The sequence below is a fragment of the Micromonospora sp. NPDC049374 genome (genome assembly GCF_040677165.1).
GTDB lineage: Bacteria > Actinomycetota > Actinomycetes > Mycobacteriales > Micromonosporaceae > Micromonospora.
Genome location: NZ_JBFAQH010000014.1, coordinates 114,800 through 140,870 on the forward strand (window position 1 = coordinate 114,800; position 26,071 = coordinate 140,870).

27 protein-coding genes are annotated in these 26,071 nt (G+C 70.9%); 13 read left to right on the forward strand and 14 right to left on the reverse strand.

What is annotated here, in order from left to right:
* The first annotated feature begins 1 nt into the window (after window position 1).
* Window positions 2-418 carry a carbonic anhydrase gene (locus AB0J93_RS22575; RefSeq protein ID WP_363924300.1) on the forward strand — a complete coding sequence of 139 codons (417 nt, stop codon included), beginning with the start codon at window positions 2-4 and terminating at the stop codon, window positions 416-418.
* A gap of 78 nt (window positions 419-496) precedes the next feature.
* The gene (locus AB0J93_RS22580) at window positions 497-1,882 is read left to right on the forward strand and encodes a rhodanese-like domain-containing protein (RefSeq protein ID WP_363924301.1); all 1,386 of its coding nucleotides are present in this window, start codon (window positions 497-499) and stop codon (window positions 1,880-1,882) included.
* 114 nt (window positions 1,883-1,996) lie between these two features.
* Here the strand turns inward: AB0J93_RS22580 and hisC are convergent, their stop codons facing one another.
* The 7 genes from hisC to AB0J93_RS22615 form a co-directional block, all read right to left on the reverse strand.
* Complete coding sequence (gene hisC / locus AB0J93_RS22585; protein WP_363924302.1) at window positions 1,997-3,070, reverse strand: histidinol-phosphate transaminase; 1,074 nt, start codon at window positions 3,068-3,070, stop codon at window positions 1,997-1,999.
* 114 nt (window positions 3,071-3,184) lie between these two features.
* Window positions 3,185-4,411 (reverse strand): ATP-grasp domain-containing protein, encoded by a 1,227-nt coding sequence (locus AB0J93_RS22590; protein ID WP_363924303.1) that lies wholly within the window; start codon window positions 4,409-4,411, stop codon window positions 3,185-3,187.
* Window positions 4,393-5,889 carry an argininosuccinate lyase gene (locus AB0J93_RS22595; RefSeq protein WP_363924304.1) on the reverse strand — a complete coding sequence of 499 codons (1,497 nt, stop codon included), beginning with the start codon at window positions 5,887-5,889 and terminating at the stop codon, window positions 4,393-4,395. The genes AB0J93_RS22590 and AB0J93_RS22595 overlap by 19 nt, the downstream gene beginning before the upstream one ends.
* Window positions 5,886-6,938: a pyridoxal-phosphate dependent enzyme gene (locus AB0J93_RS22600; RefSeq protein WP_363924305.1), complete on the reverse strand. Its 1,053-nt coding sequence runs from the start codon at window positions 6,936-6,938 to the stop codon at window positions 5,886-5,888. Before AB0J93_RS22600 ends, AB0J93_RS22595 begins: the two co-directional genes overlap by 4 nt.
* A 640-nt stretch (window positions 6,939-7,578) precedes the next feature.
* Window positions 7,579-8,964 (reverse strand): xylulokinase, encoded by a 1,386-nt coding sequence (gene xylB / locus AB0J93_RS22605; protein WP_363924306.1) that lies wholly within the window; start codon window positions 8,962-8,964, stop codon window positions 7,579-7,581.
* A gap of 131 nt (window positions 8,965-9,095) precedes the next feature.
* Window positions 9,096-10,313: an ROK family transcriptional regulator gene (locus tag AB0J93_RS22610; protein WP_363924307.1), complete on the reverse strand. Its 1,218-nt coding sequence runs from the start codon at window positions 10,311-10,313 to the stop codon at window positions 9,096-9,098.
* Window positions 10,314-10,536: 223 nt separating this feature from the next.
* Window positions 10,537-11,454: an NADP-dependent oxidoreductase gene (locus tag AB0J93_RS22615; RefSeq protein ID WP_363924308.1), complete on the reverse strand. Its 918-nt coding sequence runs from the start codon at window positions 11,452-11,454 to the stop codon at window positions 10,537-10,539.
* 108 nt (window positions 11,455-11,562) lie between these two features.
* On the opposite strand from AB0J93_RS22615, the gene AB0J93_RS22620 reads away from it, so the two are divergent.
* Window positions 11,563-11,961 (forward strand): helix-turn-helix domain-containing protein, encoded by a 399-nt coding sequence (locus AB0J93_RS22620; protein ID WP_363924309.1) that lies wholly within the window; start codon window positions 11,563-11,565, stop codon window positions 11,959-11,961.
* A 46-nt stretch (window positions 11,962-12,007) separates the two neighbouring features.
* On the opposite strand, the gene AB0J93_RS22625 is transcribed toward AB0J93_RS22620, so the two are convergent.
* Together AB0J93_RS22625 and AB0J93_RS22630 are read right to left on the reverse strand one after the other, a co-directional pair.
* Window positions 12,008-12,463, reverse strand: coding sequence for a DUF3291 domain-containing protein (locus AB0J93_RS22625; RefSeq protein ID WP_363924310.1), 456 nt, complete (start codon window positions 12,461-12,463; stop codon window positions 12,008-12,010).
* A gap of 22 nt (window positions 12,464-12,485) precedes the next feature.
* Window positions 12,486-13,100, reverse strand: a complete 615-nt coding sequence (locus tag AB0J93_RS22630) for a helix-turn-helix domain-containing protein (RefSeq protein WP_363924311.1) — start codon at window positions 13,098-13,100, stop codon at window positions 12,486-12,488.
* 195 nt (window positions 13,101-13,295) lie between these two features.
* On the opposite strand from AB0J93_RS22630, the gene AB0J93_RS22635 reads away from it, so the two are divergent.
* The 5 genes from AB0J93_RS22635 (at window position 13,296) to AB0J93_RS22655 (ending at window position 16,271) form a co-directional block, all read left to right on the forward strand.
* Window positions 13,296-13,568 carry a hypothetical protein gene (locus AB0J93_RS22635; RefSeq protein ID WP_363924312.1) on the forward strand — a complete coding sequence of 91 codons (273 nt, stop codon included), beginning with the start codon at window positions 13,296-13,298 and terminating at the stop codon, window positions 13,566-13,568.
* A 106-nt stretch (window positions 13,569-13,674) separates the two neighbouring features.
* Entirely contained in the window at window positions 13,675-14,088 is a 414-nt protein-coding gene (locus AB0J93_RS22640; protein ID WP_363924313.1) for a DUF6069 family protein, read from the forward strand.
* A 34-nt stretch (window positions 14,089-14,122) separates the two neighbouring features.
* Window positions 14,123-14,476, forward strand: a complete 354-nt coding sequence (locus AB0J93_RS22645; RefSeq protein ID WP_363924314.1) for a YciI family protein — start codon at window positions 14,123-14,125, stop codon at window positions 14,474-14,476.
* 20 nt (window positions 14,477-14,496) lie between these two features.
* Window positions 14,497-15,696 (forward strand): RNA polymerase sigma factor, encoded by a 1,200-nt coding sequence (locus AB0J93_RS22650; RefSeq protein WP_363924315.1) that lies wholly within the window; start codon window positions 14,497-14,499, stop codon window positions 15,694-15,696.
* On the forward strand, window positions 15,693-16,271 hold the full coding sequence (locus AB0J93_RS22655) for a dihydrofolate reductase family protein (RefSeq protein ID WP_363924316.1): 579 nt from the start codon (window positions 15,693-15,695) through the stop codon (window positions 16,269-16,271). Before AB0J93_RS22650 ends, AB0J93_RS22655 begins: the two co-directional genes overlap by 4 nt.
* A 195-nt stretch (window positions 16,272-16,466) precedes the next feature.
* Here AB0J93_RS22655 and AB0J93_RS22660 read toward each other — a convergent pair whose 3' ends face one another.
* Genes AB0J93_RS22660 through AB0J93_RS22680 form a run of 5 tightly spaced genes read right to left on the reverse strand, consistent with a single transcriptional unit; the run spans window position 16,467 to window position 20,671 of the window.
* On the reverse strand, window positions 16,467-16,934 hold the full coding sequence (locus tag AB0J93_RS22660; protein WP_363924317.1) for an NUDIX hydrolase: 468 nt from the start codon (window positions 16,932-16,934) through the stop codon (window positions 16,467-16,469).
* Between the two features lie 22 nt (window positions 16,935-16,956).
* Window positions 16,957-18,219, reverse strand: coding sequence for a DUF1116 domain-containing protein (locus AB0J93_RS22665; protein ID WP_363924318.1), 1,263 nt, complete (start codon window positions 18,217-18,219; stop codon window positions 16,957-16,959).
* Window positions 18,200-18,718, reverse strand: a complete 519-nt coding sequence (locus tag AB0J93_RS22670; protein WP_363924319.1) for a biotin/lipoyl-containing protein — start codon at window positions 18,716-18,718, stop codon at window positions 18,200-18,202. The genes AB0J93_RS22665 and AB0J93_RS22670 overlap by 20 nt, the downstream gene beginning before the upstream one ends.
* Window positions 18,711-19,715: a transketolase C-terminal domain-containing protein gene (locus tag AB0J93_RS22675; protein WP_363924320.1), complete on the reverse strand. Its 1,005-nt coding sequence runs from the start codon at window positions 19,713-19,715 to the stop codon at window positions 18,711-18,713. Before AB0J93_RS22675 ends, AB0J93_RS22670 begins: the two co-directional genes overlap by 8 nt.
* Window positions 19,712-20,671 (reverse strand): thiamine pyrophosphate-dependent dehydrogenase E1 component subunit alpha, encoded by a 960-nt coding sequence (locus tag AB0J93_RS22680; protein WP_363924321.1) that lies wholly within the window; start codon window positions 20,669-20,671, stop codon window positions 19,712-19,714. The genes AB0J93_RS22675 and AB0J93_RS22680 overlap by 4 nt, the downstream gene beginning before the upstream one ends.
* Before the next feature lie 681 nt (window positions 20,672-21,352).
* Between AB0J93_RS22680 and AB0J93_RS22685 the strand changes: the two genes are divergently transcribed.
* The 5 genes from AB0J93_RS22685 to AB0J93_RS22705 are packed head-to-tail and all read left to right on the forward strand — an operon-like array spanning window position 21,353 to window position 26,034.
* Window positions 21,353-22,258: an LLM class flavin-dependent oxidoreductase gene (locus tag AB0J93_RS22685; protein WP_363924322.1), complete on the forward strand. Its 906-nt coding sequence runs from the start codon at window positions 21,353-21,355 to the stop codon at window positions 22,256-22,258.
* Window positions 22,255-22,866: a class I SAM-dependent methyltransferase gene (locus AB0J93_RS22690; protein ID WP_363924323.1), complete on the forward strand. Its 612-nt coding sequence runs from the start codon at window positions 22,255-22,257 to the stop codon at window positions 22,864-22,866. The genes AB0J93_RS22685 and AB0J93_RS22690 overlap by 4 nt, the downstream gene beginning before the upstream one ends.
* Window positions 22,863-23,864: a thiamine pyrophosphate-dependent dehydrogenase E1 component subunit alpha gene (locus AB0J93_RS22695; RefSeq protein ID WP_363924324.1), complete on the forward strand. Its 1,002-nt coding sequence runs from the start codon at window positions 22,863-22,865 to the stop codon at window positions 23,862-23,864. The genes AB0J93_RS22690 and AB0J93_RS22695 overlap by 4 nt, the downstream gene beginning before the upstream one ends.
* A complete protein-coding gene (locus AB0J93_RS22700; RefSeq protein ID WP_363924325.1) occupies window positions 23,861-24,814 on the forward strand; it encodes a transketolase C-terminal domain-containing protein in 954 nt (317 codons plus the stop codon). The genes AB0J93_RS22695 and AB0J93_RS22700 overlap by 4 nt, the downstream gene beginning before the upstream one ends.
* Entirely contained in the window at window positions 24,811-26,034 is a 1,224-nt protein-coding gene (locus AB0J93_RS22705) for a pyridoxal phosphate-dependent aminotransferase (RefSeq protein WP_363924326.1), read from the forward strand. The genes AB0J93_RS22700 and AB0J93_RS22705 overlap by 4 nt, the downstream gene beginning before the upstream one ends.
* The last annotated feature ends 37 nt before the right edge of the window (window positions 26,035-26,071 follow it).

The following is a 26,071-nucleotide window of genomic DNA, read 5'->3' on the forward strand; positions in this document are numbered from 1 at the left end:
CGTGCCCGACCGGTTCGCCACGTTGCTGAGCTGCATCGACGGCCGCATCCAGCGCCCCCTCGACGAGTGGGTGCGACAACATCTCGACGTCGAGTACCTCGACACCATCACCGAGCCCGGACCGGAGGCGGTGCTGGCCACCACGGGTGAGGCCAGACTGGACGCCCTGCTCGACAAGGTGCGGGTCTCCCAGCGCGCCCACGGCAGCGCGACGCTTGTCGTCGCCGCGCACTCCGACTGCGCGGGGAACCCAGTCAGCGTGGCCGAGCATCATCGCCAACTGCGTGCCGGCCTGTCCCGGTTGGCCGCCCGGCTGCCGGGCACCCGCATCCTCGCCGTGCACGCGGGTCGCTGCGGCCACCAGTGTTGGGCACCCGAACTCGTGGCGGAGGTGACCCCGCCGGAGACCGGACCGTAGCACTTTGCCCACTGCATACCCCCGGGGGTATACAGGAAGAGAACCCATCAACCGTGCTCGTTGTGAAGGAGTTTGACCGTGCTGTTCACCCAGTACTACCTGGACTGCCTCTCCCAGGCGTCGTACCTGATCGCCGACGACACCACCGGCCGGGCGGTCCTGGTCGACCCGCGCCGCGACGTCGAGGAGTACCTCACCGACTCCCGGTCCCGGGGGCTCACCATCGAGGGAGTGATCAACACCCATTTCCACGCCGACTTTCTCGCCGGCCATCTGGAGGTGGCGGCGGCGACCGGCGCCTGGATCGGGTACGGCCGACGCGCCGAGACCGAGTACCCGATCCGCAAGCTGACCGACGGCGACCGGATCAGCCTCGGCGAGGTGACCCTGCAGATCCTGGAAACACCCGGCCACACCCCGGAGTCGATCAGCGTGCTGGTGTACGAACACGCCGACGACACCGTCCCGTACGGAGTGCTGACCGGTGACGCGCTGTTCATCGGTGACGTGGGCCGGCCCGACCTGCTCGCCTCGCTCGGCGTCACCGCCGACGAGCTGGGCAGCATGCTCTACCACAGCGTGCACCACAAGCTCATGAACCTGCCCGACCAGGTGCGGGTCTTCCCGGCCCACGGCGCGGGCTCGGCCTGCGGCAAGAACCTGTCGACCGAACGGCAGTCCACCATCGGCGAGCAGCGCCGCACCAACTACGCCTGCGCGCCGATGAGCGAGGAACAGTTCGTCGCGCTGGTCACCGGCGGTCAGCCGGCGGCACCGGGGTACTTCGCCTTCGACGCGGTGCTCAACCGCAAGGCCCGCGAGCTGTTCGACCACGCCCGCGCCGCCCGGCCGCTCACCCCCGCCGAGTTCCTCGCCGCCCGGGCCGACGGCGCCATCGTCGTCGACACCCGCGACCCGCACGAGTACGCCGCCGGGTACCTCCGTGGCGCGATCAACATCCCCGCCGACGGCCGCTTCGCCGAGACCGCCGGTAGCGTCGTGGCACCGGAGCGCACCATCCTCGTCGTCGCCCACCAGGACCGCGAGGAGGAGATCGTGACCCGCCTCGCCCGGATCGGCTTCGACCATGTCGCCGGTTACCTACGCGACCCCGAGCACGCGTTCCGCGAGATGGTCGCCGAGCTGACCCCGGCCAGCCGGGTCACCGCCACCGAGCTGCGCGACGCCCTCGACCGGGCCGAGCCGCCGCGCGTACTCGACGTGCGCAACGCCGGCGAGCGCGAGCAGGGCACCATCGACGGGTCGCTGCACATCCCGCTGGCCGAACTGCCCCGGCGACTCGACGAGGTGCCCGACGACCGGCCCGTCGTCGTGCACTGCGCCGGGGGCTACCGCTCCTCGGTCGCGGCCAGCCTGTTGCGGGAGGCCGGCCGTACCGACGTCTCCGACCTGCTCGGCGGCTTCGGCGCCTGGCAGGCGTTGCGGCAACCCACCGCGGCCTGAGCCCGGCCGGTGAGGGCGTGGCCGCCGCCACGACGGTCCCGCCCTCGCCGCTACCGGCCCGATCTCCGGGTCCGGTGCGGGCAGCCGGAGCCCGGGTCGACCTGCTCCGGGCCCTCAGCCGTGCAGCTTGAGGGCCCGGAGCAGGTCGTCGTTCTCCTCGGGGGTGCCGATCGACAGCCGGACGCCGCCGTCGATCACGCTGCTGCGGTCCCGCAGCCTGATGCCCTGCGCGGCCAGGGCGGCGCACAGCCGCTGCGGCTCCTCGGTCCGCAGCAGCAGGAAATTCGCGTCCGACGGAAACACCTCGATCACGGCCGACAGCTGCGTCAGGGCGTTGCGCACGCGATCCCGCTCGGCGAGGATGCGTTCGATGTTGCGCCGGCCGTGGGCGATGCCCGCGGGTGAGATCGCCGCGCCGATCGCGCGGATCGCCGTGACGGTGAGGGGGTATGGCGGCATGATGCGGCGCAGTACTCCGATGACCTCCGGATGGGCGAGTGTGATGCCGCAGCGCTCACCGGCGAGGCTGTACTCCTTGGACAGCGAGCGCACGACGACGAGACTGGGATGCTCGGCGATGTCGCCCGCGAGTGACGGCTGTCCCGAGTAGTCGAGGTAGAGCTCGTCGACGACCACCATCGCCCGGCCGCGCAGCCGCTCGGCGAGCCGCAGTACCGCTGCCCGGTCCATCAGGTTGGCGGTCGGGTTGTTCGGTGAGCAGACGAAGACGAGCTTGATCCCCGGGTCGGCGTCGCAGGCGGCCAGCATCGCGTCGGCATCGAGCTGGTACGACCCGGACACCAGGGGCACCCGGCACACCGCAGCGCCCTGGATGGCCGCGGCCGTCTCGTACATGACGAAGGTCGGCGGTGTGATCAGGATGCCGTCCCGACCGGCCGCACAGAACGCGCGGACCAGCAGGTCGATGGACTCGTCCGCGCCGCGCGACAGGAAGAGCTGTTCCACCGGCAGTCCGTAGATCTCGGCGAAGCGGCCCAGCAGCGACGGCGGTTGCGGTTCCGGGTACCGGTTGAGGCCCTCCTGCTCGGCCCCGCCCGGGTACGGCGGATAGGGGTTCTCGTTCGCGTCGAGGTGGATCCGGGTGGCCTGCTCGGCCTCGACGCGCGCCGAACTGTAGGGCCGCATCGCGTAGATCTCTGGCCGGACCAGCGAAACGATGTCATCCACGAGCTGCGCGATCCTCTCCGGCCGGGCCGGGTCCGCCCCGGTAGCCGCAGGGTACCGCCCACCCAGACCGGTCCCGTCGGTGCGTGGGGCGTCGGCGGACCGGGCCGCGGTCACTCAGTCCTCGGACTGTTCGGCGAGCCGTACGGTCAGTTGACTCAGCGCCGTGTCGGCTTGGCGGGCGGCCTCGGGGCCGGTGTCGGCAGCGGTGATGACCGAGCCGATCCGGTCGGTGAACGCCCCGGTCACCGTGACGCGATCCCCGACCGTCACGCCGATGTTGATCGCGCGGACCGCGGCGGCCCGTCCTGCCGGCTCGACCCCGTCGATCTCGGCTATCTCCCCGCTTGCCGGCGCGATCAGGAATCGGATCGCGGCGTGCCCGTGGCGCAGCGGACGCAGTTTGGGCAGGTCGCCGCTTGCCCGCGCGATGACGCAGTCCACCAGGTCGATGCCGAGGGCCGCGCGCACCAGCTCAGGGATCAGACCGCCGGCGAGGCGTGGGTTCACCTCGATGATCATCGGGCCGTCGGGGCTCAGCCGAAGCTCGGTGTGCGTCGCGCCCCAGGTGAGACCGAGCGCCTGTAGCGCGGCGCGGGTGCACCCGGTCAGCGCGGCAGCCGCCGCCGGCTCCAGTTCCGCGGGGAAGTCGTGACCGGTCTCGACGAAGTGTGGCGGCGGGCCGAGGTGTTTGGCGGTCAGGCCCACCGGCTCACCGTCGAAGAACTCCGCGGAGAACTCGGGACCGCTGACAAAGCGCTCGACCAGGACTCTCGGCTCGACCGGCAGACCCCGCTCGTTGACCCTGGTGGCGAACAACCGGGTCGCGTGTTCGACGGCCTCGCGGTCGGTACGGCACAGCCGCACCCCCACCGAGCCCGAGCCCCGCACCGGCTTCACCACCACGGGACAGCCGAGTTCGGCCGCGACCACCTTCGCCTCGGCCGGAGTACGGATCACGCGGAAGTCGGGCACGGGTACGCCCGCCGCCAGCAGCGCCTCCCGTTGCCGCCCCTTGTCCCGGGCCCGCTCGACGGCGACGGGATCGGGGCCGGTGAGACCCAGCCGCAGTGCCGCCCCGGCGGCCACCGGGACGAAGTACTCGGAGCTGGAGGTGACGCCCGCGACCGACCCCAGCTGCTGACAGGCGCCCGCGACCGCCTCGACGTCGCCGGTGTCGAGCACGAGCGACTGAATCCCGTCCTGGTGCAGGTACGGGTACCGGGACGGATCGCGGGCGAGCATCACCGGACGTAGACCCCGGTGCCGCGCCGCGCGGCAGTAGAGCCGTCCGGTCCCCGTGGTGTTGCTCTCCACGAACACCATCACCGCCGAGGTGTCCACCGATCCTCCTTCTGCCGGTCGGGTACGGTCCGGCCGGACCGCAGCGCACCAACGGCGCTGGCCAGTTCGGCGCGCGCGGCGGTCAGCCGCGTCAATTCCCGCAGAGTCCCGTCGCGCAGGACCCGCAACCTGCCGTACACGTCGTCGAATCCGCGCTGCCAGTCACCGGGGCCACCGCCGGCGTCGGTGAGGCTCACCGCGACCGCCGGGTCGGCGACCTTGGCGGCGGCCGGGAACCGCCGCGCCACCCAGTCGGAGCCGATCGGCTCGCCATCGGCGTCGGCCAGCAGCTCCCGGATGGCCGCGCCGACGGTGTGGTGCGCGGTCCGGAAGGGCATGCCGTCGTGGACCAGTCGGTTGGCCACCGCCGTGGCCGTGGTGATCCCCTCCACCGCCCGCTGTCGCATCCGGGCGGGACGTGGTCGGGCGCCGCTGACGAGGACCTGACCCAGCTGTACGACGTCGGTGGCGGCTCGCAGACCCGGCCAGGCGAGTCCGACCGCCTCGGTGCCGACCTCGATGGAGTTGGTGAAGGGTGCGCCCTTCATCGCGGTGACCGCGCCCACCCAGGACGAACTCACTCTCCCCACGGCGGCCGTGACGTGTTCCAGCAGAAAGGCGTTGCGTTTCTGGGGCATCGCCGAGCTGCCACCGACGAGGCGGTCGGGAAACTGAATGAAGCCGAACTCCTCGGTACTCCACAGCTGCAGGTCGGTGCCGAGCCGGCTGAGCACGACGGCCACGCCGGTGGCGTCCGCCAGCAGCCGCAGCGACACGTCCCGGCTGGCGATGGCGTCCAGGGCGTGCACCGGTGGTTCCTCGAATCCCAGCAGCGCGGCGACCCGCGCCGGATCGATCGGCAGGTCGCTTCCGGCGACCGCACCGGCGCCCATCGGGCAGCGCCGTAGTCCCCTGGCCGAGTCCCAGGCCGACTCGATCTCCCGGGTCAGCCCGGCCGCGACGCCGGTGAGGTAGTAGCCGTAGGTGATCGGCATTGCCGCCTGGTAGTGGGTGTGCACCGGCATCACGACGTCGCGGTACTCGCGGCCCCGGCTCAGCAGCACCGCGACGAGCCTCGTCGTCTCCTGCAGGAAGGTCAGCAGCCACTCGCGCAACCGGGTGAGGGTGACCGTGGCCTTCATGTCGTTGCGGGACCGTCCGGTGTGCAGTACGCCGCCGACGTCCTCGCCGAGTTCCGCGGTGAGGTACTGCTCGTAGGCCAGATACAGCCCGCGCGGCATGCGGGCGTCGGCGAGGGCGGCGAACCGGCTGTCGCGTAGCTGCTCGATAAGCGTCGCCAGCGCGACCGCCGCCTCGGGCTCGATCAGCCGCCGCTCGCGGAGCATGACCACGTGAGCCAGATCCACCAGCGTGGTGCGGTCGAGTTCCTCGGCGATCTCGGCCGGCGTCGGCTCACCGTAGATCTGCCGCTGCGTCCGCAGGCCGATCGGCTCCTTGATCCGGCCGGTGTCGCTCATCGCGCCGCCACGCTGCTGGTGCCGTGGTGTTCGAGGACCTCGCGCAGGCTCCGTCGTCCCCAGTTGAACCAGGACCACTCCGCGTGCTCGGCACGGGGGTGGTTCGTCTCCACCGGCCGGTCCCCGCTCGGGTCGGTCGAGTGCCCCTGCTCGGCCAGCCACCGGTCGTCGTAGACGGTGGACTGGTAGCGGTAGCCCTGGTCGGGCAGCATGACCACGGTCACCGCGTCGGGGTTCGTCATCGCCGTACGCTCGGCCACGAGAAAGGCGGCACCGCTGGTCGGCCCCTGGAAGACGGCGTGCTCGCGGTGCAGTTTCCGGGTGGCCCGGTATGCCTGACCAGCGCTGCACCAGTGCACCTGGTCGAACGCGGTGTGGTCGAGGTTGGACGGGATCAGACTGTTTCCCAGACCGCGCAGGGATCGCGCTCCGTCGGGCTGGCCGAAGAGCACACTGCGGTGTGTGTCGACGCCGATCAGCCGCAGGTCGGGATTGACCGATCGGAGAAAGGACGCGGTGCCGCACATGGATCCGCCCGACCCGACTGGTCCGATCAGCATGTCGACCTGAGGCAGGGCCTCGGTGAGCAACTCGGCCACCAGGCGGTAGGAGCGGGGATTGTCCGGGTTCGCATACTGCTCGGGGCAGAACGAGTCGTCGTGTTCGGCGCGGATCTCGGCGAGCCGTTCCAGTCGCGATCCCTGGTAGCCGCCGCTTGCCGCCATGTGCCGGACGATCTCCACCGTTGCGCCGAGGTCGGTCAGCCGCCGGTGGAGTTCGTCATCGATCACCGGGTCGCTGACCAGGATCAGGCGTCGGCGCAGCAGCGCGGCCTGCATGGCGAGGGCGAGTCCGAACGTGCCCGAGGTGGTCTCCACGATGAGCGTGTCGGGACCGATGTCGCCGCGCGCGACAGCCTGCCGCAGGATGTAGCGTGCCGGGATCATCTTCATCAAGGCGAACACGACGCCGAAGAGGTTGGGCCCCAGTCGGACGATCTGCGGCTGTTCGACTCCCGCGGTGATCTCCTCCAACACTGAGGATCTCATCCCCATCCTTCCGTCTTGGCCAGCTCCGCACGCAACACTTCGGTACGGGTGATGCCGGCATGTGTCATGACCCGGAAGACACCGACGGGCATCGCGACCAAGCCATGACGAGGCTCACCGAGCCGTCATGGAGGGCACCCTGAAGCAGCTCGCCGTGGTGTCCAATAGCAGCGTCAGCGCCGACCCTGCCCGACCGAAAAGGTGAGTTGAATCCGTCGCGACAACATTTTGCGCGAGGGGCGTCGGCTGATGTGTGGCAGCATTTCGCGGATGTCCAAAAACGCTCCCCGAAGTCGGGACACACTGCGACCGCCGCGGCACCTCGTGGTGCCGTACCAACCCAGTTGCAAACAGTAGCGTCGGCCACCAAACCTGTCAATGCATCTTCTACCACCTACGAATGACTTGGTCAGGGGGTTTCGACCCGCTTCTGAGCACGAGTGCTGTCAACATTCGGTGCGCGGATTGGTCAGCCCTCGTGGCAAGTGTGCAAAATTAACACCCGCTGCCGTCCAGAACCATGAGACGATTGTCAAATCGAGCCAGCGCGTATAGTACGATCGCCCGCACCGAGGCTGGCGTCGTCATTGTTGGTGATGAATGAAAAGGCGTCGCCGATTCGACGAGCGGGCGCTTTCCGTCAGGTCAGCAGCCGAAGTGCCCGTTGGCGGACGTCGACATAGCGTTCGTACACCTCCGGGGTGCCGGCGGCGGCCACCTCCTCGGCCGCGACCGGCCACTGCGGCGGATCGGCTGCACCGGACAGTGCCCAGGCCGCCTGACGTGCCGCGCCGAGCGCGACGTACTCGCCGGGGCTCGGTACGCACACGGGCACGCCGAACAGTGCCGGTGCGACCGCCCGTACCGCGCGTGACCTGGCCGCGCCGCCGATCAGCAGCACCCGGTCGACCGGGATGCCCTGGGCACGGAGGGCGTCGAGGGCGTCGGCGAGGCCACCGAGCATGCCCTCCACCGCGGCCCGCGCCAGGTTCGCCGCCGACGCGTTCGCCCGGGTCAGCCCGGCGAGCAGACCGCGGGAGTCGGGCAGGTTGGGGGTGCGCTCCCCGTCCAGGTACGGCAGGAGCGTCAACCCGTCCGCGCCGGGCGGCGCCGAGAGCGCCAACTCGTCGAGTTCGGCCAGCGACCGGCCCAGCAGGTCGGCGACCGCGACCAGCACCCTCGCCGCGTTGAGCGTGCACACCAGCGGCAGGAACCGACCTGTCGCGTCGGCGTAACCCGCCACCAGCCCGCTCGGGTCGGCGGTCGGCACCTCACTCACCCCGAACGCGCACCCCGAGGTGCCCAGCGACACCACCACGTCGCCGGGTCGCAGGCCGACGCCGAGTGCCGCGCCCATGGTGTCGCCGGTGCCGGCCGCGAGTATCGCACCGGAGGCGGTCTCGCCGACCGTCTCGGCGGGCCCGGCGACGCGGGGCAGCGCCACGTCCCGGCCGAAGGCGAGCGTCACCAGGTCCCGCCGGTACTCTCCGGTCGCCGGTGACCAGTACCCGGTGCCGGAGGCCTCGCCGCGATCGGTCGTCGGCTCTCCCCCGCCCGCGCGCAGCCGGTGGGTGAGCCAGTCGTGCGGCAGCAGCACCGTGCTGGTCCGGGCCGCGAGTTCCGGCTCGGTGCGGGCGAACCAGCGCAGTTTGGTGACCGTGAAGCTGGCCACCGGCACCAGCCCGACCGCGTCGGCCCACGCCTGCGGACCTCCGAATTCGCCGGTGAGGTCGACCGCGGCGCGCGCCGAGCGGGTGTCGTTCCACAGCAGCGCGGGGCGCACCACCTCGCCAGCCTCGTCGAGGCAGATCATGCCCTGCTGCTGCCCGCCGACGCCGATCGCGGCCACGCCGTCCAGCAGCCCGGCGCTGGCCCGCTCGAAGGCGGCCCACCACAGGTGCGGGTCGACCTCGGTCCCGTCGGGGTGCGGGGCACGACCCTCGCGGAGCACCTCGCCGGTGTCCGCGTCGCACACCACGACCTTGGTCGACTGGGTGGACGAGTCGACGCCGGCAACAAGTGTCATCGCACGCTCCACAGGGGTCCGGTGCCGGTGGGTCGAGGCACTCGAGCGATGCTGTCGCGGCCGACTCTACGGGCACGAACCAGTTAGTTCAATGACCTTCCAAAGTGGTCGGGCGATGCCGGTCCGCGAGTTCAGGACCGGAGCACCACCCGGTCGTACGTCGCGGAGTGCTGCAACGCGAGCAGCACCGCACCGCGTACCTCCGCGTCACGGCCGAGGGTGGAAACCTGGATCTCCACAGCACGCCGAGCCGGACCGAGCGCGCACTCCGTCGCCATCGCCCGCAGGTGGGGCAGCAGCAGATCGGAGATCGCGGCGAGGCCACCGCCGAGAACCAGGATCGCCGGGTTGTAGGCGTTGATGACCCACGATGCGGCCAGACCCAGATTTCGACCCACCTCCGTCACCGCCTCGGTCGCCACGGCGTCACCGCAGCGTGCGGCGGCGGCCACGTCCCGCACGTCGAAGCCGTCGTCCAGCACCGACACCCGGCCGGCCGCGATCGTCTCCCGCGCGAGCCGGACCAGCGCCGGCCCGGACGCCACCGTCTCCAGGCAACCCACGTTGCCGCAGTTGCACGGCACGGTACCGCCCGGCATCCGGCAGTGTCCGATCTCGCCGGCCGTGCCGCCGGTACCGTGGAGCACCTGTCCGGCGCAGAGCACCGCCGCCGACAGGCCGGTACCCACGTACAGCAACGCCAGGTCCCCGACCTTGCCGCCGACGCCTTCGAGATGCTCCGCGACCGCCGCCGCCTGACCGGCGTTGTGCAGGTAGACCGGCACATCGAGCGCGGCGGTCAACACCTCGCCGACGGGTACGTCGCGCCACCCGAGGTTCGGCGCCAGCAGGCAGACACCGCGGTGGAAGTCGGTGAGCCCGGGCAGCACCACACCGACGGCGGCGATCCGCCCGTCCGGAACCGCCGCCCCGACGACGCGCGTCGCCTGCGCCGCAACCTCTCCCAGCACCGTCTCGGGCTCGCCGGTCGGAGTGTCGAACTCACTGCGCCCCAGCTCGTGCCCGTCGGCGTCGCTTACCGCCACCGTGGTACGCCGGGCGCCGATGTGCGCGCCGACGACGAGGTGCGAGGCGGCGTTGAACTCCAGCAGGATCGGTGGGCGGCCGCCACCGACCGCGGTGGCCCCTCGGCCGACCTCCCGGACCAGACCGTCGGCGATCAGCTCGTCGATGATCGCGGAAACGGTCGGCTTGGCCAACGTCGTGACCCGCGCGATGCCGGCTCTCGAGATCCGTCCGCCCGCTCTGAGGGCAGCAAGCACGAGCGATCTGTTCACCTCGCGCACGACGTTCTGGTCAGCGCCACGTCGAGGCCCTGCGCCCTCCATCGCCTCACGCTACCCGCGCCGATCACCTGATCGAAGACCGGACCTGCCCGGCTGAGCGCCGCACGCGACGCCCGCGCCTCACGTCGCGCTCGAAGCGGCCACATCGACTGACAGCACCCGCCTCAGCGGGGTGGAGCAGACCGTTCCCGGCCGTCGCCCAGGTGCCCGCTCCTCAGCCGAGATTCGAGGCGAGGTCGGAGTGGGGTGGTGATTCCGGGCGGGGTCAGGGAACGATCACGACGCCGCCCCGCACGCCACCCTGGGCCAGTCGGTGGTGCGCGGCCGCCGCCTCCGCGAACGAGTAGACCCCGGCCACCCGTAGCGGGATCTCGCCGCGTTCCACCAGTTTCACCAGTTCGCCGAGCCGGGTGCCGTCCGGAAGCACCTCAAGTGCGAACGTCCGGATCCCTCGTACCGGTTCCGGGCGTAGCGGGGGTGAGGCGGCCACATAACCGCCGCCGTCACTGACCAGCTCCATCAGCGACGGCCCGATCACCGCCAGGTCGACGACCGCGTCGAAGCTGCCCGCCGCCGCCCGGGCCGGATCCTCCGAGCGTGGCACGAACGCCGCTCCCTGCGACTCGACGAACTCGCGGTCGTCGACCCCCGCCAACCCGGTGGCGTGCAGGCCCGCGACTCGGGCCAGTGCCAAGGTGAATCCGCCGACCTGCCCGGCGGCACCGGTCACCAGCACGGACGAGCCCGCCGGAAGCGCGAGCAGATCGAGGGCCTGCGCGGCGGTGAGGCCGTTGGTCGGCAGGGTGGCGGCCTCGGTGGCGGCAATCCCGGTGGGTGCGGTGGTCAGCCAGGCGGCGTCGAGGACGATGTACTCGGCGTGCGCGCCGACCGTGGTCCGCAGCCAGGGTGAGAAGCCGATGACCTCGTCGTCCACAGTGAAGCCGCCGACCGACGGGCCGATCGCGTCGATCGTCCCGGCCACATCCCAGCCGGGCACGTACGGCAGCCCGACCGGCAGCGGTGCCGGGAATCGACCGGAGCGGATCATGAGGTCGACCGGGTGCAGCACGGATGCGGCCACCCGTACTCGCAGCTGCCCCGGTCCCGGTTCCGGCACCGGCACATCCGCCACCACCCGCAGAACCTCCGGCCCTCCGAACTGTGCATAGCTGACTGCGCGCATCGCCGTGCCTCCGCTCAATGTCCTGGTCGCCACCACGGTAGGTACCCTTGGGCACTGTCAGAAAGTAGGTACCTGAAAGTTCCTAGGGCACCGGTGAGGTGGTGGGTGATGGCGACGACGACCGCTGAGCAACGACGTGAACAGGCCAAACGCGACTATGACGCCTTCCTCGCGGCCTGCCCGACCAGGCAACTGCTGAGCACGCTCACCGACAAGTGGGCGGCGCTGGTCATCGCGGCGCTCGCCGGTGGTCCGCAGCGGCACAGCGAACTTGCCCGCCGCATCGCCGGGGTCAGTCAGAAGATGCTCACTCAGACCCTGCGCACGCTGGAACGCGATGGTCTGCTCACCCGTACCGTGACCGCCTCGGTGCCGGCCCGCGTCGACTACGCCCTCACCCCGATCGGACACGACCTGCTTCCGCTGATGGTCGCGATCAAGACCTGGGCAGAGACCCACATGGACCGCGTCTTCCAGGCCCGCTCCGAGTTCGACGCACGATCATGAGGTGCGGGCCGCCACCGACCCTGTTCGCCGCCGTCTGCCCAGGCGCTCACGCGGCCCGCTCGCCGGGCGCGGGGTACGGCTCGCGGAGGGTGAACGCCTCCGGCGACGGGCCACTGCCCAGCAGTTCCAGCCGTTCGGCGGCCTCGGTGAGTGTCGGCAGGACGCCGGCGGGAATCCACCAGAGCACGAGGTGGGGCCGGTCGAGCGGGATGAACCACTCCCGCCGTCGGCGCATCGGCTCCAGGTGCGCGGTCCGGTACACGAAGCCACGCAGCGACTCGATCGACTGCCACACGGTCAGGTTCACGATGATGTCCGGTTCGAAGGGCCGTAGCGCGGTCGCGTCGCCGGACTCGTCCTGTAGTCGCCAGACGTAACCGGGCGAACGCTCGGCCAGATCGTTGACCTCGGGGAGCAGGGCGACGAAGTCGGCAAGCTCGGGGCTGTCGAGAGGAGCGCGCAGCCGAGCGATGTTCAGTTGCGCCACGTGATGGTCGGCCATGCGACCAAGCCTACGTTCTATGTCAATCCTTATTGTCTTTAGATTGGATCGCGACGCAGCACCCGGTCGGTCCGGGGTCGAGCCGAACGTCCCAGCGGTCATCCACCAGACCGTCGAGCAGTGCCAGGTTCAGACCGCAGACCAGCGCGGGGTACGTCTGGGCCAGTGCGTGGAACGGACAGTTACGCAGCCGGATCGTCCGATCGGCGTCCACGAACGGCTCGTAGCCGAGCGTCCCCAGGCGCTCGAACACCTCTCCACCGGCGAGCTTCGCGCCCACCTCGCGGGCCGCCGCATGGACCGCCGGTTCCACACCGGACCGCTCGACCGCAGCCGCCAGCACATCGGCCAACAGCCGGTAGTCGCGCGGCGGCAGCGTCACCGCGTGTTCGGCGGCGGACCGGCGGTACAGCTTGGCCGGCCGGCCCGCACCCGGCCCACCGCTGCGCGGCGCGTAGGCCGTCTCCAGCAGCCCCGCCTCGGCCAGCTTGTCCAGATGGAAGGCGGCCAGGGTACGGCCGATGCCCACCGCCTCGGCAGCCTCGTTACGGCTCACCGGTTCCGCCCGCGCGACGACGTACTCGTACACTGCCCGGCGCACCGGCTCCCGCAGCGCCCCGACGGCCTCCAACGACATGCTGCCGACGCTACCCGTGCCGCCTCGTCAGAACCTCGGCCGCCGCTCCGGCGGGACGACACCGTACGGCCGGCAGGCGTCATGTCAGCCAGACGTAATCCGCCCGCACTTGCGGAAGACGCGCGCTGCGCCCCGCCTGCCTCAGGTCGGCGAACCGCCCTAGTCTGCTGCCATGGCGAGCACTGAACTGGAGAGTTGATCGTGCCGGACGCCGACGCCCTGCGTGCCTGGTTGTCGGTCAACCACGCCACGTCACCCGGCGTCTGGCCGGCCCTGACCAGGAAGGGCAGCTCGGTCACCACTCTGACCTGGCAGCAGGCGGTCGACGAGGCCCTGTGTTTCGGTTGGATCGACGGGCAGGCCCGGAAGCGGGACCAGGAACGGAAGATCGGCGAGTTCGTCGCCATGTTGGCCCGTCACGAGACGTTCCATCCGCAGAGAGCCAGGCCGCAACCCGCGCCGGACTGAACTTTCTCAAAGAATCCTGGCGTACCTGTCGATCGGGGTTGATCGTCTTCGTAGCTCTGGTGAGAGCCCGGCACCGAGCCGGGCGATACGCCTCCTGGAGGGCACGATGAGCACCACCACGAACAGCACCCGCACCACCATGTCGGCCATCGGTGCGTTGATCGGGACCGGTGTCACCGCCACGGCTGCCGCCAGCGCCGCCACGATGGCCGTCGCCGCCGCCGGCAACGCGGCGGGCGTCAGCCTCGACATCGGCGGCGCCCCGATCCCGGTCACCGGGTTCGGCGTGCTGACCGCCGTCTTCTCGCTGATCGGCGTGGTCCTCGCCACGCTGCTGTCCCGATTCGCCCGCCGTCCGCGGCGCACCTTCGTCCGAACGACGGTGGTGCTGACCGTGCTGTCGCTGGTGCCGGATGTGATCGTCGACGCCGGTCCGGCCACCAAGGCCCTGCTGATGCTCACCCACCTGGTCGCGGCCGCGATCGTGATCCCCGCTGTCGCGCGCCGCCTGGCCGCCTGACCACACCCACCCATCGAGCTACCGGAGGATCGTCATGAAGCAGTACCTGCTGTCCGTGCATTTCGTCGAGGGCGCGCCGGAGCCGTCCGACGAGGAGATGCAGACCATGTTCAGGGAGACCGGTCGGGTCAACGACGAGATGCAGGCCGCCGGTGCCTGGGTCTTCGGCGGCGGGCTCCGCACACCGGACAGTGCCACCGTCGTGCGGATCGAGAACGGTGCCACCACCATGAGCGACGGGCCGTTCGCCGAGACCAAGGAACACATCGCCGGCTTCTGGGTCATCAAGTGCGCCGACCTGGACGAGGCGCTCGCCTGGGCCGAGAAGTGCGCCGCGGCCTGCGGCCCGATCGAGGTCCGCCCGTTCGACGACCTGTCCCAGGCCTGAATCAGGGCCGGTCACCCGACATGGACCTGGCGAGCGTCTACCGCGCGGAGTACGGCCGCTGCGTCGCCACTCTGGCCCGCCTCCTCGGCGACATCCACCTCGCCGAGGAGGCGGTGCAGGACGCCTTCACCACCGCGCTGCAGAAGTGGCAGACCCTGCCGCCGAATCCCGGCGCCTGGATCGTGACGACCGCCCGGAACCGGGCCGTCGACCGGCTCCGCCGGGAGACAACGCGCGAGGCCCGGCACGCCGAATCCCTGCTACTGCACCAACAGGACGAGCCCCAGGAGGTGGGACCGGTGCGGGACGACCAACTGCGACTCATCTTCACCTGCTGCCACCCGGCGCTCGCCCCCGACGCGCGTACCGCCCTCACGCTCCGCCTCCTCGGCGGCCTCGACGTACCAGAGATCGCCCGGGCGTACCTGATCCAGGAGGCGACCGTCGCCCAGCGGATCGTGCGCGCCAAGAAGAAGATCCGCGACGCCGGCATCCCGTACCGGGTGCCCGCCGAACACGAACTGCCGGATCGGCTACCGCCCGTGCTCACCGTGCTCTACCTGATGTTCAACGAGGGCTACACGACCACCGCCGGGCCGCTGATCAGGACGGACCTGTGCGCCGAGGCGATCCGGCTCGCCCGCGAACTCGCCGCGCTGATGCCCGACGAGCCGGAGGTGCTCGGCCTGCTCGCCCTGCTGCTGCTGACCGAGGCACGCCGCCCGGCCCGGCTCGGCCCGACCGGCGAACTGGTCCCGCTGGCCGAGCAGGACCGTTCGTTGTGGGACCGGACCCTCATCGCCGAGGGCCACGACCTGGTCCGTCGTTGCCTGCGGCGCAACCGGCCAGGGCCGTACCAGATCCAGGCCGCGATCAGCGCGGTGCACACCGACGGCGCCGCCACCGACTGGCGACAGGTCCTGGCACTGTACGACCAACTGCTCGCGCTGGCGCCCACCCCGATCGTCGCGCTCAACCGTGCGGTCGCGGTGGCTGAGGTACACGGACCGGCGGTGGCCCTCGCCGCGTTGGCGGACATCGACCTCCCCGGCTACCACCGGTTGCCCGCCACCCGCGCCGAACTGCTGGCCCGGCTCGGCCGCGACACAGCGGCGCGTGCCGCCTACGACGAGGCCATGGCGCTGGCCACCAACGAGACCGAACGCGCCTTTCTACAGCGGCGTCGCACCGAACTCACCCGTACGAGGAGACCATCATGACCGTCACCTACACCTTCGACGTCTTCGCCAGCCTCGACGGCTACGGCACCACAAGTGGCGACTGGGGCGGCTACTGGGGCAAGCAGGGCCCCGAGTTGCTCGCGCACCGCCTCGCCGAGTACAGCGCAGAGCAGCGCATGGTCCTCGGAGCCGACACGTACCGGGTGTTCGCGCGGCTGCTGGCCGAGAGCACCGAGGAGTCCGAGGTGCGGGACGCCTGGGTCACCCGGATGCGCAACCTCCCGGCGACGGTGGTGTCGACCACCCTCGACGGTCCTCTCGACTGGCCGGACGCGACCATCGCGCACGGCGACGCCGTCGACGTCGTCGCCCGGTTGAAGGAGGAGTCCGACGTGCCCCTGCGGTCGCACGGCAGCCTGTCGATGAACCGGGCGCTGATGGCCGCCGGTCTGGTTGACCGCGTCCAGGTGACGATCTTCCCGGTGATCACGGGTCAGACCGGTACGGAGCCGATCTTCCAGGGTGCGGCCGACTTCGACCTGGAACTGATCGAGAGCCGGACCCTTGACGGCCGCACCCAGGAACTCACCTACCGACCTACCCTGCACGCCTGACTCCGCCCGACCCTCGGACGCAGCCTCGCGAGGTTGCTCCACCACGGCTATCTGTCAGGGCTCTGTCAGGTAGCCGTGCGGCGCGCCACCTTCCTGCTCGAATCAGGGACATCGCTCGGATCCGCGTGGGGGAAGGGTTCCCGTGCACGGCAGGGCAGATGTGGGTGGCTCGCGCCCGTCTCGACTGAGCAGTGCTCAGTGCTGAATGAGCCCGCCGGCCGGGACCGCAGGGACGTGACCGGTCTCCGGACGCGTCCACGCCAGGGCGAGACCGATGTCGACGAGGGAGGACCGGCGCAGGTGCACCACGTCCGGTATCGGCGTCCAGACCGACTCGGCGGTCGCACCGTTCGGCTCCGGCCGGAGGACGCCCCCGGTGATGCGGACCTGGTAGAAGATGCCCACGTTCTGGTGCTCCTGCCCTGACCACGCCTCGGTGGCGGGAATGACTCTGGAGTCCACGCCCAGCAGACGTGCGACCACCGCGTCGTAGCCGGTCTCCTCGCCGACCTCCCGGATCACCGCGTCGAACGGATCCTCCGCGTGCTCCACCTTGCCGCCCGGAAGGGTCCAGGTCGTTTCACCAGCCGGCGACACGTGACGGGCGAGCAGCACTCGATCATCCTCGACGCACACGGCGTACGCGGCCAGCCGGAAACTCATCACCGCACCTCCCGAGGGGACCTTAACGTCCGGGCGACGACGACACCCCCGTGGTCGCACCGAGCACGGCCGAAGCCTGGTGGAATGGCGCGGTGGGCAGTTCGGCGATGCCGCCGCCGATCTGGCCGACGCCCGGCCGGCGGTGCACGATGCCGGTGTTGACCGACGGGCCGAAGCCGGCACGCGCCACCCGGTGCACATCGATGCCGGTGGCGGCCCCTCGGAACTCGTCGCCGGCCAACCTGAACCGGTCGCCCGGCTCGGTGGTGATCTCGCGCATCCGGGCGGTGTGCCGCGCGACATCCGCCGCCGACCAGCCCAGTTGCACGGCGACGACGGGGCTGGTGGCGAGCGCCATGGCACCGAGACCCACGACCTCCATGACGAAGGAGTCACCCGCGATCGGATGGGCGTCCGCCGGGCGGTACCCGTCGAAGAGCACGACCTCGCCCACCGGCGCTTCGGTGACGAACCACTTGTCGCCGGCACCGCTGACCCGGATGCCGAATTCGTTGCCGTTGGAGGCCAGCGTCGTCACGATCGGACTGTGCTCGCGGGCGTGTGCGGTGTCGGCGAGGAGGCGGGCCGCAGGCGTGGCGAATGCCCCGAACAGGTGCAGGTTGGCGCGGCACCAGCGGGCCACGCGGGCCACGTCCGGGCCCGATAGCTGTCGCCCCAGCAGGGTGGCGAAGACCTGGGTCAGCAGGAGGGAACTGCCCGCGACCGTGCGGGCGTGACATTCGTCGCCGCGTCGCAGGGACTCGGCCATGATGCGGGTCACGTTGATCGGTGTCAGCCGGGCCACCTGGTCGAGCACCGGTGCGACGACCTCAGCGATCCACCGGATCTGGTCGAGTACCTGCTGCTCGTGACAGCCGAAGCGCAGGCACGCGCCGGCACCGTTCTCCAGCGGCCCGAACGCCTGCCGCCCGTCGGTGTCCGTCACGACGACGACTGGCATGGACGGCGACAGCACCCCCGTCATCGGCACCACGGCACCCGCGTCGACCGAGGGCACCAGCCGCACCTCGCGGCGGTCGATCAGCCGCTCGGCGGCGGCCGGGCTGTCGGCCTGTTCTTCGAGAAGCAGTGCGCCCACGATGGCCGACCGCATCGGTGCCGGCGCGTCCGCGACGTCCAGCGGCGGGCCGGGGTGCAGGAAGGTGCGGTGATCCAGGTCCGCGCAGACGGCACCGGCGAGGTGCGCTCCGGCCACGTTCACCTGGACGCTCTCCCAGCCGGGGGACGGCTGCTCCGGGTCGTGGTCAGCGGGCGGGCCGGGCATGGCCGTCCCCTCGCGACGCCGCGGTGGTCTCCGGTGCGTCGAGCGGCGGCCCGACCGGACCACCGGCCAGCAGAGCCTCCACGTCGCTGCGGCGGATCAGCGCGCGGCCCAGCGTGGCCAGGTCCTGTTCGTCGAGACCGTGTTCCCGCATGAGAGTCCGCGCGGGTTCCGTGATCACCAGGGCGGCGGGCGTGGCCCGTGGGGCTTGCGGCGTAACGTCGGCCTCCTCCCGGCCCGGGTCGGTGACCGGCGACGGCGACGGCTGCGACGACGGCGTCAGTACCGCCACGACCTGCCCCGGCCGGCAGTCGGCGCCGGCCGGCAACCGGCGGTTCAGCACCCCGGTGTGCTCGGAGACCAGATCCTCCAGGGCCTTCGACGTCTCGACCGTCGCCACCGTCGCGCCGCTCTGCACCGTTGCGCCGTCATCGACCAGCCACTCGACCAGCACGTACGACGCGTCGTTCGTGTTCAGCCGGGGGATTCGGATGTCAACCATGGACCAGCTCCTTGACGGCGTGCCGGATCGTGTCGCTCTGCACCAGCACCTGGCGTTCCAGGTGGGCTGCGGCGGGAATGATGCTGTCGAGGGAATGGATCAAACGGATCGGCGCGGCCAGGGTGCCCCACAGTGGTGGGTACAGAGCCGCAGCGACCTCGGCACCCCACGTGCCCCCGGCGGTGCTCTCCTCGATCACCGCCACCCGCCGTGCCGCTGCGGTCAAGCCCAGCAGGGGTGCCCGGTCCACCGGGTAGAGCCGGGACACGACGAGCAGCTCGGCCACGATCTCGTCGTGCAGAAGCAGCTCACGCAGCGCCTCGACGGCGCGGTGCACCATCGCGCCGGAGGTGATCAGTACGCAGTCCGGCGGCACCGGGTCGTGCAGGCGGATCCGGGCCACGCCGTCGGTGAGGTCGTAGCCGAAGAGGTCGTCGACCACGCCGCCGGCGAACATCCGTTCGCCGTAGAGGACCTTGCCCTCGAACAGGACGGCGGGTACGCCGTCGTCGAGGATCCGGGTGAGCAGCGTGTGGTTGTCGTGCAAGGGAGACGCCTCGTAGAGGGCCAGCCCGGGTACTCCGATGAGATGTTTCTGCGGGGTCTGGCTGTGGGTGGGCCCGTAGCCACGATTCCCACCGGTCGGGCACCGCACCACCAGACGCAGCGGCAGGTCGCGGCCGTACATCGCGGTCGACTTGCTGGCGAAGTTGACCAACTGGTCGAAGGCGAGCGTGACGAAGTCGGCGAACATGATCTCCGCAATGGCCGTGTCGCCGGCCAGTGCGAGCCCGCTGGCCACCCCCACCAGCGCGCCTTCGCTGATCGGTGTGTTGCGCACCCGGTGGGGATACCGGGTGGAGAGTCCGCGCGTGACCTTGAAGGCACCACCGTACGGATCGCAGACGTCCTCGCCGAGCAGCATGGCCCGCTCGTCCTCGGCGAACAGCCGGTGCAGCGCGGTGTTGAGATCGCCGGCCACCCGGGGGGCGGTCACCGCGGGCTCCACGCCGTGAGCGGCCGGGCGAGCACCTCGGCGACGACCCGTTCGACCCGCCGCGACTGCTCCGCGTCGATCCGTTCGAACTGCTCGGGATGCCCGGCCGCGTACCCGACGACCCAGTCCGCCGCGCGGACCGCGCGCAACTCGGCCGGGGAGCGGGAATCGTCTCCCTTGCTGTGCGGGCCGAGGCGGTGGGTGACGAACTCGACGACGAGCGGCCGTGACGCCCGGCGCACCTGCTCCACCAGCGGCCGCAGGGCCGCTCGCAGCCGGGTCACATCGGAGCCGGTGAACCGTTCGTACGCGATGCCGAAGGCCGCCGCCCGGCCGCCGATGTCGCCCGCCATCTGTTGCCCGGTCGGTGTCGACTGGGCGATGCCGTTGTTCTCCGTGACGACGAGCAGCGGCAGCTCCCACAGGGCGGCGATGTTCAGAGCTTCGTAGACGGCGCCCTCACCCCACGTGCCGTCACCGGTGTAGACGCAGGCGAGCGCTCCCGGCGTGGACCGCTTCAGGTGCAATGCCACGCCGGCGGCGACCGGCAGGCTCTGCCCCTGCACGCCGGTGGACAGGAATCGTTCGCGGAGCAGATGCTGGCTGCCGCCGACGCCGCCGCAGACCGCACCGGCGCGGCCGAGCAACTCGGCGAGCAGCCCTTCGGGGTCTGCGTACCGGGCCAGGTAGTGGCCGTGGCCACGGTGATTGCTGAAGACGTGGTCGTGGTCGTGCAGCAGGGACGTCAGGGCCACGGGCACGTACTCCTGCCCGAGACAGGTGTGTGTCGTGCCGTGCAGGAATCCCTGCTCGAAAAGTTTGAGCAGGTTTTTCTCGAAATGCCGAATGAGCAGCATGGACGACAGGTCCGCGTCCGACAGTCGGCTGAGCGACGGCGGGCCGGCACCGTCGTCGAGCACCGCGGTGGTATTGCGCGACCCAGCATTGTTGATCATGCGCCTTCGTTCCCCCGTCGGCGTGAAAGCGATCTGTCAAAGCGCGCGCGACGTCCGATGATAGCGGCTGGATACGTAAAGCGTTGCCTGCCGCGGTGCGGACCGACCGATGCGCGGGCTCCCGGATGACAATAGCCAGCTCGTCAAGGCACAGCGGCGGTCCACTATGCTTTTCCGTGACCCCGGGCCGCCCTAGAGATAGGTGCTTCTCACTGCGCGGGATGCTGGTTGACGACCCGACGCCGGCCACGGTTCCATCATCGAGGCGTCTCGACCGATTGTCACGACGTCGCACCGGAGGCTCAACAGAGACAGGTGGCTACCGTCTTCAGGCGACGCCACACCGGTCGTTAAACGGGGGATTCAAATAGCACACATCGCGTACGCCCATGCCGTCGCACCACAATTGGCGACCGCAACGAGGGCTTGGTCAGCAACTACCTGGACGTGACGTCAGGTGCGCCGGTGCGCGCCCTGACGACAAATCTGTGCGAACTGAACGGACGCTAGGAAACAATTCGCGTCGTCGGTCGCCACCACCCGGAAATGACACCGCGACCGCCGTCGGGAACGGCCTGCCGCCGTCTGGTGCTGCCATATTCGTGCGGCCGGCGGTGCGTGCCGTGTGCCTCGACCCGCGGGACAGGAGCACTCGATGAGTCAGTCCACCATCCGTACGCGATGGCCTCTGCCGTGACGGCCGCACAGCTGAATTTCGGCTTCAAGGTCGCCCAGCAGTTGATCAGTTGGTCGGATCTGCAACGGCTCTGGTCCGCCGCGGACGCCGACGGCGGTTGGGAAGATGCCTGGCTCTACGACCATTTTCAGCCGGTCAACGCCGCACCCGAGGGCAGTTGCCTGGAAGCGTGGACCCTGCTGGCCGCGCTGGCGACCCAGACCACACGATTGCGGATCGGCGTCCTCGTGACCGGGAACGTCTACCGGCATCCCGCCGTGCTGGCGCACATGCTCGCCACCGTCGACCACGTCTCCGCCGGGCGGGTCGAGTTCGGCTTCGGTGCGGGCTGGCATGCCGAGGAATGCCGGCGGCTCGGCATACCCCTGCCCGCCCCGGCGGAACGGCTCGCCCGTTGGGACGAGGCATGCACCGTCGTGCACCGGCTCTGCACCGAGGACACGGTCCACTTCGCCGGCCGGTACTACCAGCTGGAGGGCGCCGGTCTGAATCCGCGCCCGACCACCCGGCCCCGCTTCGTCCTCGGGGCCTCCGGACCGCGCGCCCTGAAGGTCGTGGCCCGGCACGCCGACGTCTGGAATGTGGCCGACGGTCAGGTCAGCACGTTGCGTCGGGGTCGGGACATCCTGGCCAAGCACTGTGTCGACGCCGGACGCGACCCCGCCGAGATCACCCTGTCGGCGCAACTGCACGTCGCAGCCGGGGATCTGCTCGCCGCCCGGTTCTGGACGGCACGCCTGGTGGCCGCCGGAGCCCGGCACGTCGTGTTCAGCCTGCCGCCCGAGGCGTCGCCGGCGCTGTTACGTCGGCTGGTGTCCGACGTCATCACACCCGTACGGAACGAGTGGCACGCGAAATCCCGTCCCGACGCGTCGGAGGTGGCGCCATGACGACCCGCAGCGCGGTACCCGCCCGGGTGCACCGCGCCCTCACCCGCGCGTCCGAGTTCGGCTTCCACGGCGCCTGCGAGGACCCGGTGGGCCCGCTGCTGGCCACGTTGGCGGCTGCGGTCCCACCCAACGGTCGGATCCTGGAACTCGGCACCGGTACGGGTGTCGGCACCGCCTGGCTGGCCGAGGGGCTCGGCCGGCGCGACGACGCCCGGCTGGAGACGGTCGAACTGGACGAGTCCCTGGCTGCGGCCGTCCGGGCCGACGACTGGCCGGCGACCGTCACGATCCACACGGGTGACGCCGAGGCGTTGCTGCCCACGCTCGGCCGGTTCGACCTCATCTTCGCCGACGCCGTCGCGGGGAAGTGGACCGGCCTCGACCTGACGATCGACGCGCTGGCGCCCGGTGGGTTGCTCCTCGTCGACGACATGGACCTGGGGCGCTACACCGATCCGCAGCACCGCGCCGCGGTGCTGCGGGTGGAGCAGGCGCTGGCCGACGACCCGCGGCTCGTCTCGGCGCGGATCGCGGCCGGCACCGGCCTGACCATCAGCACCAGACGAGGCGACCTTCCGTACGACAGGCGAGATGAGGAGACCCTATGACCATGGCCGTCGCCCCGGCCAGGAGCGCCGGACCGGCCGCGCCGGACCCGGTCGCGATGTTCACCAGCATGGTGCTGATCCGGGTGTTCGAGGAGCGGATGATGGAGTTGCGCACCGCCGGTGAGGTGATCGGGCCGGTGCATCCGTACGTCGGCCAGGAGGCCATCGCCGTCGGGGTGTGCGCGGCGATGGCCGAGGTCGACTCCCTGGTCAGCCACTACCGGGGGCACGGGCATGCGATCGCCCGCGGGGTGGATCTCGACGCGCTCACCGCGGAATTGTTCGGCCGTGCCGCCGGCCTGTGCGGCGGCAAGGCGGCCGCGCTGATCAGTGACAGCCGGACCAATCTCCTGATGTCCAGCGGCATCGTCGGCGCGGGCGTACCCGTCGCCGCCGGTGCCGCCATGGCCGCCCAGGTACGCGGTGAGCCGGCGGTAAGCGTCGCGTTCATCGGCGACGGCGCCCTGGGCAGCGGGGCGGTGCACGAGACCCTCACCATCGCCGCCGTGCAACGGCTGCCGCTGGTGCTGGTGTGCGAGCACAACGGATACCAGGCCGGCAACCGCACCGAGGAGGTCTACCCCGAGGTGTCGCTGCTGCGCCTGGCGGAGGCGCACCGGGTCCGCGCGGTGGGAGTCGACGGCAACGACGTGGCGGCCGTCGCCGCGGCGGCCCGCGACGCCGTGGAACTCGCCCGTGGCGGCGGCGGTCCGACGTTCATCGAGGCCAGGACCTACCTGACCCGGTTCCACCTGCAATTCGAGCGCCCTTCGTCGGAGGTGCGGCCATCCGACGAGATGGCGGCATGGCGGGCGCGGGATCCGATCGACACCGCTCGGCAGAGTCCGCCCCTGCGCGACAGGCTGTCGGACGCGGACGTCGAGGCCATCTGGGAGCAGGCCCGCGAGCGGGTCGAGCGCGCCGTCGAGACCGCCCGCAGCTCGGCGTGGCCGGCACCGGAGGACGCGGCGACGCATGTCTGGGCGGAGGGATCGTGAACGAAGTCGGTCTGCTGGATCTCGTCCTCGAGGAGGAGTTCACCCGGGATCCGAATCTGGTGTTCCTGGCCACCAACTCGCCGGCGTCGCTACGTCGGCGCTTCGGCTCGGACCGGGTGCGCATCTGCGCGATCTCCGAACAGGCGATGACCGGCATGGCGGTCGGCGCGGCGATGAGCGGCCTGCGGCCCATCGTCGACCTGAACCGCGCCTCCTTCGCCATGCTGGTGATGGACCAACTGGTCAACCACGCCGGCCGGATGCACTATCTCTCCGGCGGCCAGTATCAGGTGCCGATGATCGTGACGTCGGCGACCCGCGGGCGACAGCAGCTCGGCCCGCAGAACGAGCAGTGTCCGTACGGCATCTTCATGCAGACACCGGGTCTCGCCGTGGTCGTACCCGGCTCGTTGCGGGACGCGTGCGCGTTGCTCCGCGGCGCGACGCGGTGGCCCGGCCCGGTCCTGTACTTCGTCGCGCCGGAGCTGAACCGTCAGCGCGGGCTGAGTGCCGCGCTCGCCGCCGCGCCCCTACGGTTCGGCGAGGCCGCGCACCTGCGCCACGGCGATGCGGCCACGATCGTGGCGATCGGTGGAGCCGTCAAGGTCGCGGCGGACGCGGCCGACGCGCTCGCCGCCGACGGCGTGCACTGTGACGTCCTCGACCCCCGCACGCTGGTCCCGCTGGACACTGCGGCGCTGGCCGCCTCGGTCCGCCGTACCGGGCGGCTGGTGTTCGTCGACGACGGCCCGCGCTCCGGCGCGCCCGCGCAGATCCTGTCCCGGCTGCTCGACGAGCCCGGGGTGGCGGCCGCGACCGGTGGACGGATCGGGTTCGTCTGCCAGCCCGACGTTCCGGTGCCGTCCTCTCCCCCGCTCGAAGAGGCGATGTGGCCGACCGAGGGACGAATTCGCGCCGAGGTGCAGCGGGTGCTGGGCGAGCCGGAATGACCGAGGCCCTGCGTACGCTGGCAACTGCGCCGCCGCCGTCCCGCGTGGCGGTGGCGCAGCCTCCGCTGCGCAATCTGCGGCGACACTCGGCGTTCGCGGTGCAGCGTCAGGCGGACGAGCTGGCCGCCACCGGTCGGGACGTCATCCACCTCGAACTCGGCGAGCCCGACCTGCCGACGGCGGCCCACATCGTGTCGGCGATGGTCAGCAGTGCGCGCGACGGTTGGACGCACTACACGGCGCCGGCCGGTGATCCGGAGGTACGCGAGCACCTCGCCGGACACTACGCGCGGCTGCTGCGGATGCCGGTGGCCGCCGACCAGGTGCTGCTCGTGCCCGGCAGCAACATGGTCCTGCACTTCGCCCTGCTGACCCTCGTCGCCCCCGGTGACGAGGTGCTGCTGCCGGATCCGGGTTTCCCGGTCTACGCCGAGTTGGTGCGGCTCGCCGGTGGAGTGCCGGTCGGCTACCCGCTGCGCAGTGCGGCCGGCTTCGTCCCCGACATCGCCGACCTGGCCGCCCGGGTCACCGCCCGGACCCGCCTGCTGGTGGTCAACTCGCCGCACAATCCCACGGGGGCCGTCCTGCTCCCGGAGACCGCCCGGGAGCTGACGGACCTCGTCCGGCGGCACTCCTTCTACGTGCTGCGCGACGAGGCGTACCGAGGGTTGGACTGGTCCGGTGTGGACACGGATGCGTTGCTCGCCGAGTTGCCACCGGAACGCGTCATCGTCTCGGAGACGTTGTCGAAGAGCCATGCCATGTGCGGCTGGCGGGCCGGGATCATGGTGTCTCCCCCGCACCTCGCCGCCGACTTCACGGTACTGCTGACCAACACGAACTGCTGCATGCCGGCGTTCGTCCAGCGGGCGCTGCCGGCGGCGCTGACCGCGCCCGAGACGGCCATCTGGTCGGCGAGGTACGCCACCGAGTACCGCGCTCGCCGTGACCTCACCGTGGCCCGGCTGCTCGACATGCCCGCGGTGCGACTCACCCCGCCGATGGGTGCCTTCTACGCGTTCCCCGACATCAGCGACGCGGGTCTGCCGGACGTGGTCTTCGCTCAGCGGTTGCTCGCCGAGACGGGAGTCGCCGTCATGCCGGGCAGTAGCTATGGCCGGCACGGCAGGGGCCATGTCCGGCTGTCGTTCACCCAGACACCGGACCGCCTGACGGAGGCGCTCGACCGGATGCACCGGTTCATGGAGTCACTGGCGTGACGCCGGGGCCACGACCGTTCCCCGGTCGTGGCCCGGA

Bases quoted from the DNA above. Each gene is read 5' to 3' on its own strand.
- AB0J93_RS22600 (WP_363924305.1), bottom strand. From the start codon at position 6,938: ATGAGATCCTCAGTGTTGGAGGAGATCACCGCGGGAGTCGAACAGCCG.
- AB0J93_RS22690 (WP_363924323.1), top strand. From the start codon at position 22,255: ATGACGACCCGCAGCGCGGTACCCGCCCGGGTGCACCGCGCCCTCACC.
- AB0J93_RS22695 (WP_363924324.1), top strand. From the start codon at position 22,863: ATGACCATGGCCGTCGCCCCGGCCAGGAGCGCCGGACCGGCCGCGCCG.
- AB0J93_RS22625 (WP_363924310.1), bottom strand. From the start codon at position 12,463: ATGGCCGACCATCACGTGGCGCAACTGAACATCGCTCGGCTGCGCGCT.
- AB0J93_RS22665 (WP_363924318.1), bottom strand. From the start codon at position 18,219: ATGCCCGGCCCGCCCGCTGACCACGACCCGGAGCAGCCGTCCCCCGGC.
- AB0J93_RS22685 (WP_363924322.1), top strand. From the start codon at position 21,353: ATGGCCTCTGCCGTGACGGCCGCACAGCTGAATTTCGGCTTCAAGGTC.
- AB0J93_RS22670 (WP_363924319.1), bottom strand. From the start codon at position 18,718: ATGGTTGACATCCGAATCCCCCGGCTGAACACGAACGACGCGTCGTAC.
- AB0J93_RS22645 (WP_363924314.1), top strand. From the start codon at position 14,123: ATGAAGCAGTACCTGCTGTCCGTGCATTTCGTCGAGGGCGCGCCGGAG.
- AB0J93_RS22615 (WP_363924308.1), bottom strand. From the start codon at position 11,454: ATGCGCGCAGTCAGCTATGCACAGTTCGGAGGGCCGGAGGTTCTGCGG.
- AB0J93_RS22640 (WP_363924313.1), top strand. From the start codon at position 13,675: ATGAGCACCACCACGAACAGCACCCGCACCACCATGTCGGCCATCGGT.
- AB0J93_RS22650 (WP_363924315.1), top strand. From the start codon at position 14,497: ATGGACCTGGCGAGCGTCTACCGCGCGGAGTACGGCCGCTGCGTCGCC.
- AB0J93_RS22660 (WP_363924317.1), bottom strand. From the start codon at position 16,934: ATGAGTTTCCGGCTGGCCGCGTACGCCGTGTGCGTCGAGGATGATCGA.
- AB0J93_RS22610 (WP_363924307.1), bottom strand. From the start codon at position 10,313: ATGGAGGGCGCAGGGCCTCGACGTGGCGCTGACCAGAACGTCGTGCGC.
- xylB (WP_363924306.1), bottom strand. From the start codon at position 8,964: ATGACACTTGTTGCCGGCGTCGACTCGTCCACCCAGTCGACCAAGGTC.
- AB0J93_RS22595 (WP_363924304.1), bottom strand. From the start codon at position 5,889: ATGAGCGACACCGGCCGGATCAAGGAGCCGATCGGCCTGCGGACGCAG.
- AB0J93_RS22705 (WP_363924326.1), top strand. From the start codon at position 24,811: ATGACCGAGGCCCTGCGTACGCTGGCAACTGCGCCGCCGCCGTCCCGC.
- AB0J93_RS22680 (WP_363924321.1), bottom strand. From the start codon at position 20,671: ATGATCAACAATGCTGGGTCGCGCAATACCACCGCGGTGCTCGACGAC.
- AB0J93_RS22620 (WP_363924309.1), top strand. From the start codon at position 11,563: ATGGCGACGACGACCGCTGAGCAACGACGTGAACAGGCCAAACGCGAC.
- AB0J93_RS22630 (WP_363924311.1), bottom strand. From the start codon at position 13,100: ATGTCGTTGGAGGCCGTCGGGGCGCTGCGGGAGCCGGTGCGCCGGGCA.
- AB0J93_RS22655 (WP_363924316.1), top strand. From the start codon at position 15,693: ATGACCGTCACCTACACCTTCGACGTCTTCGCCAGCCTCGACGGCTAC.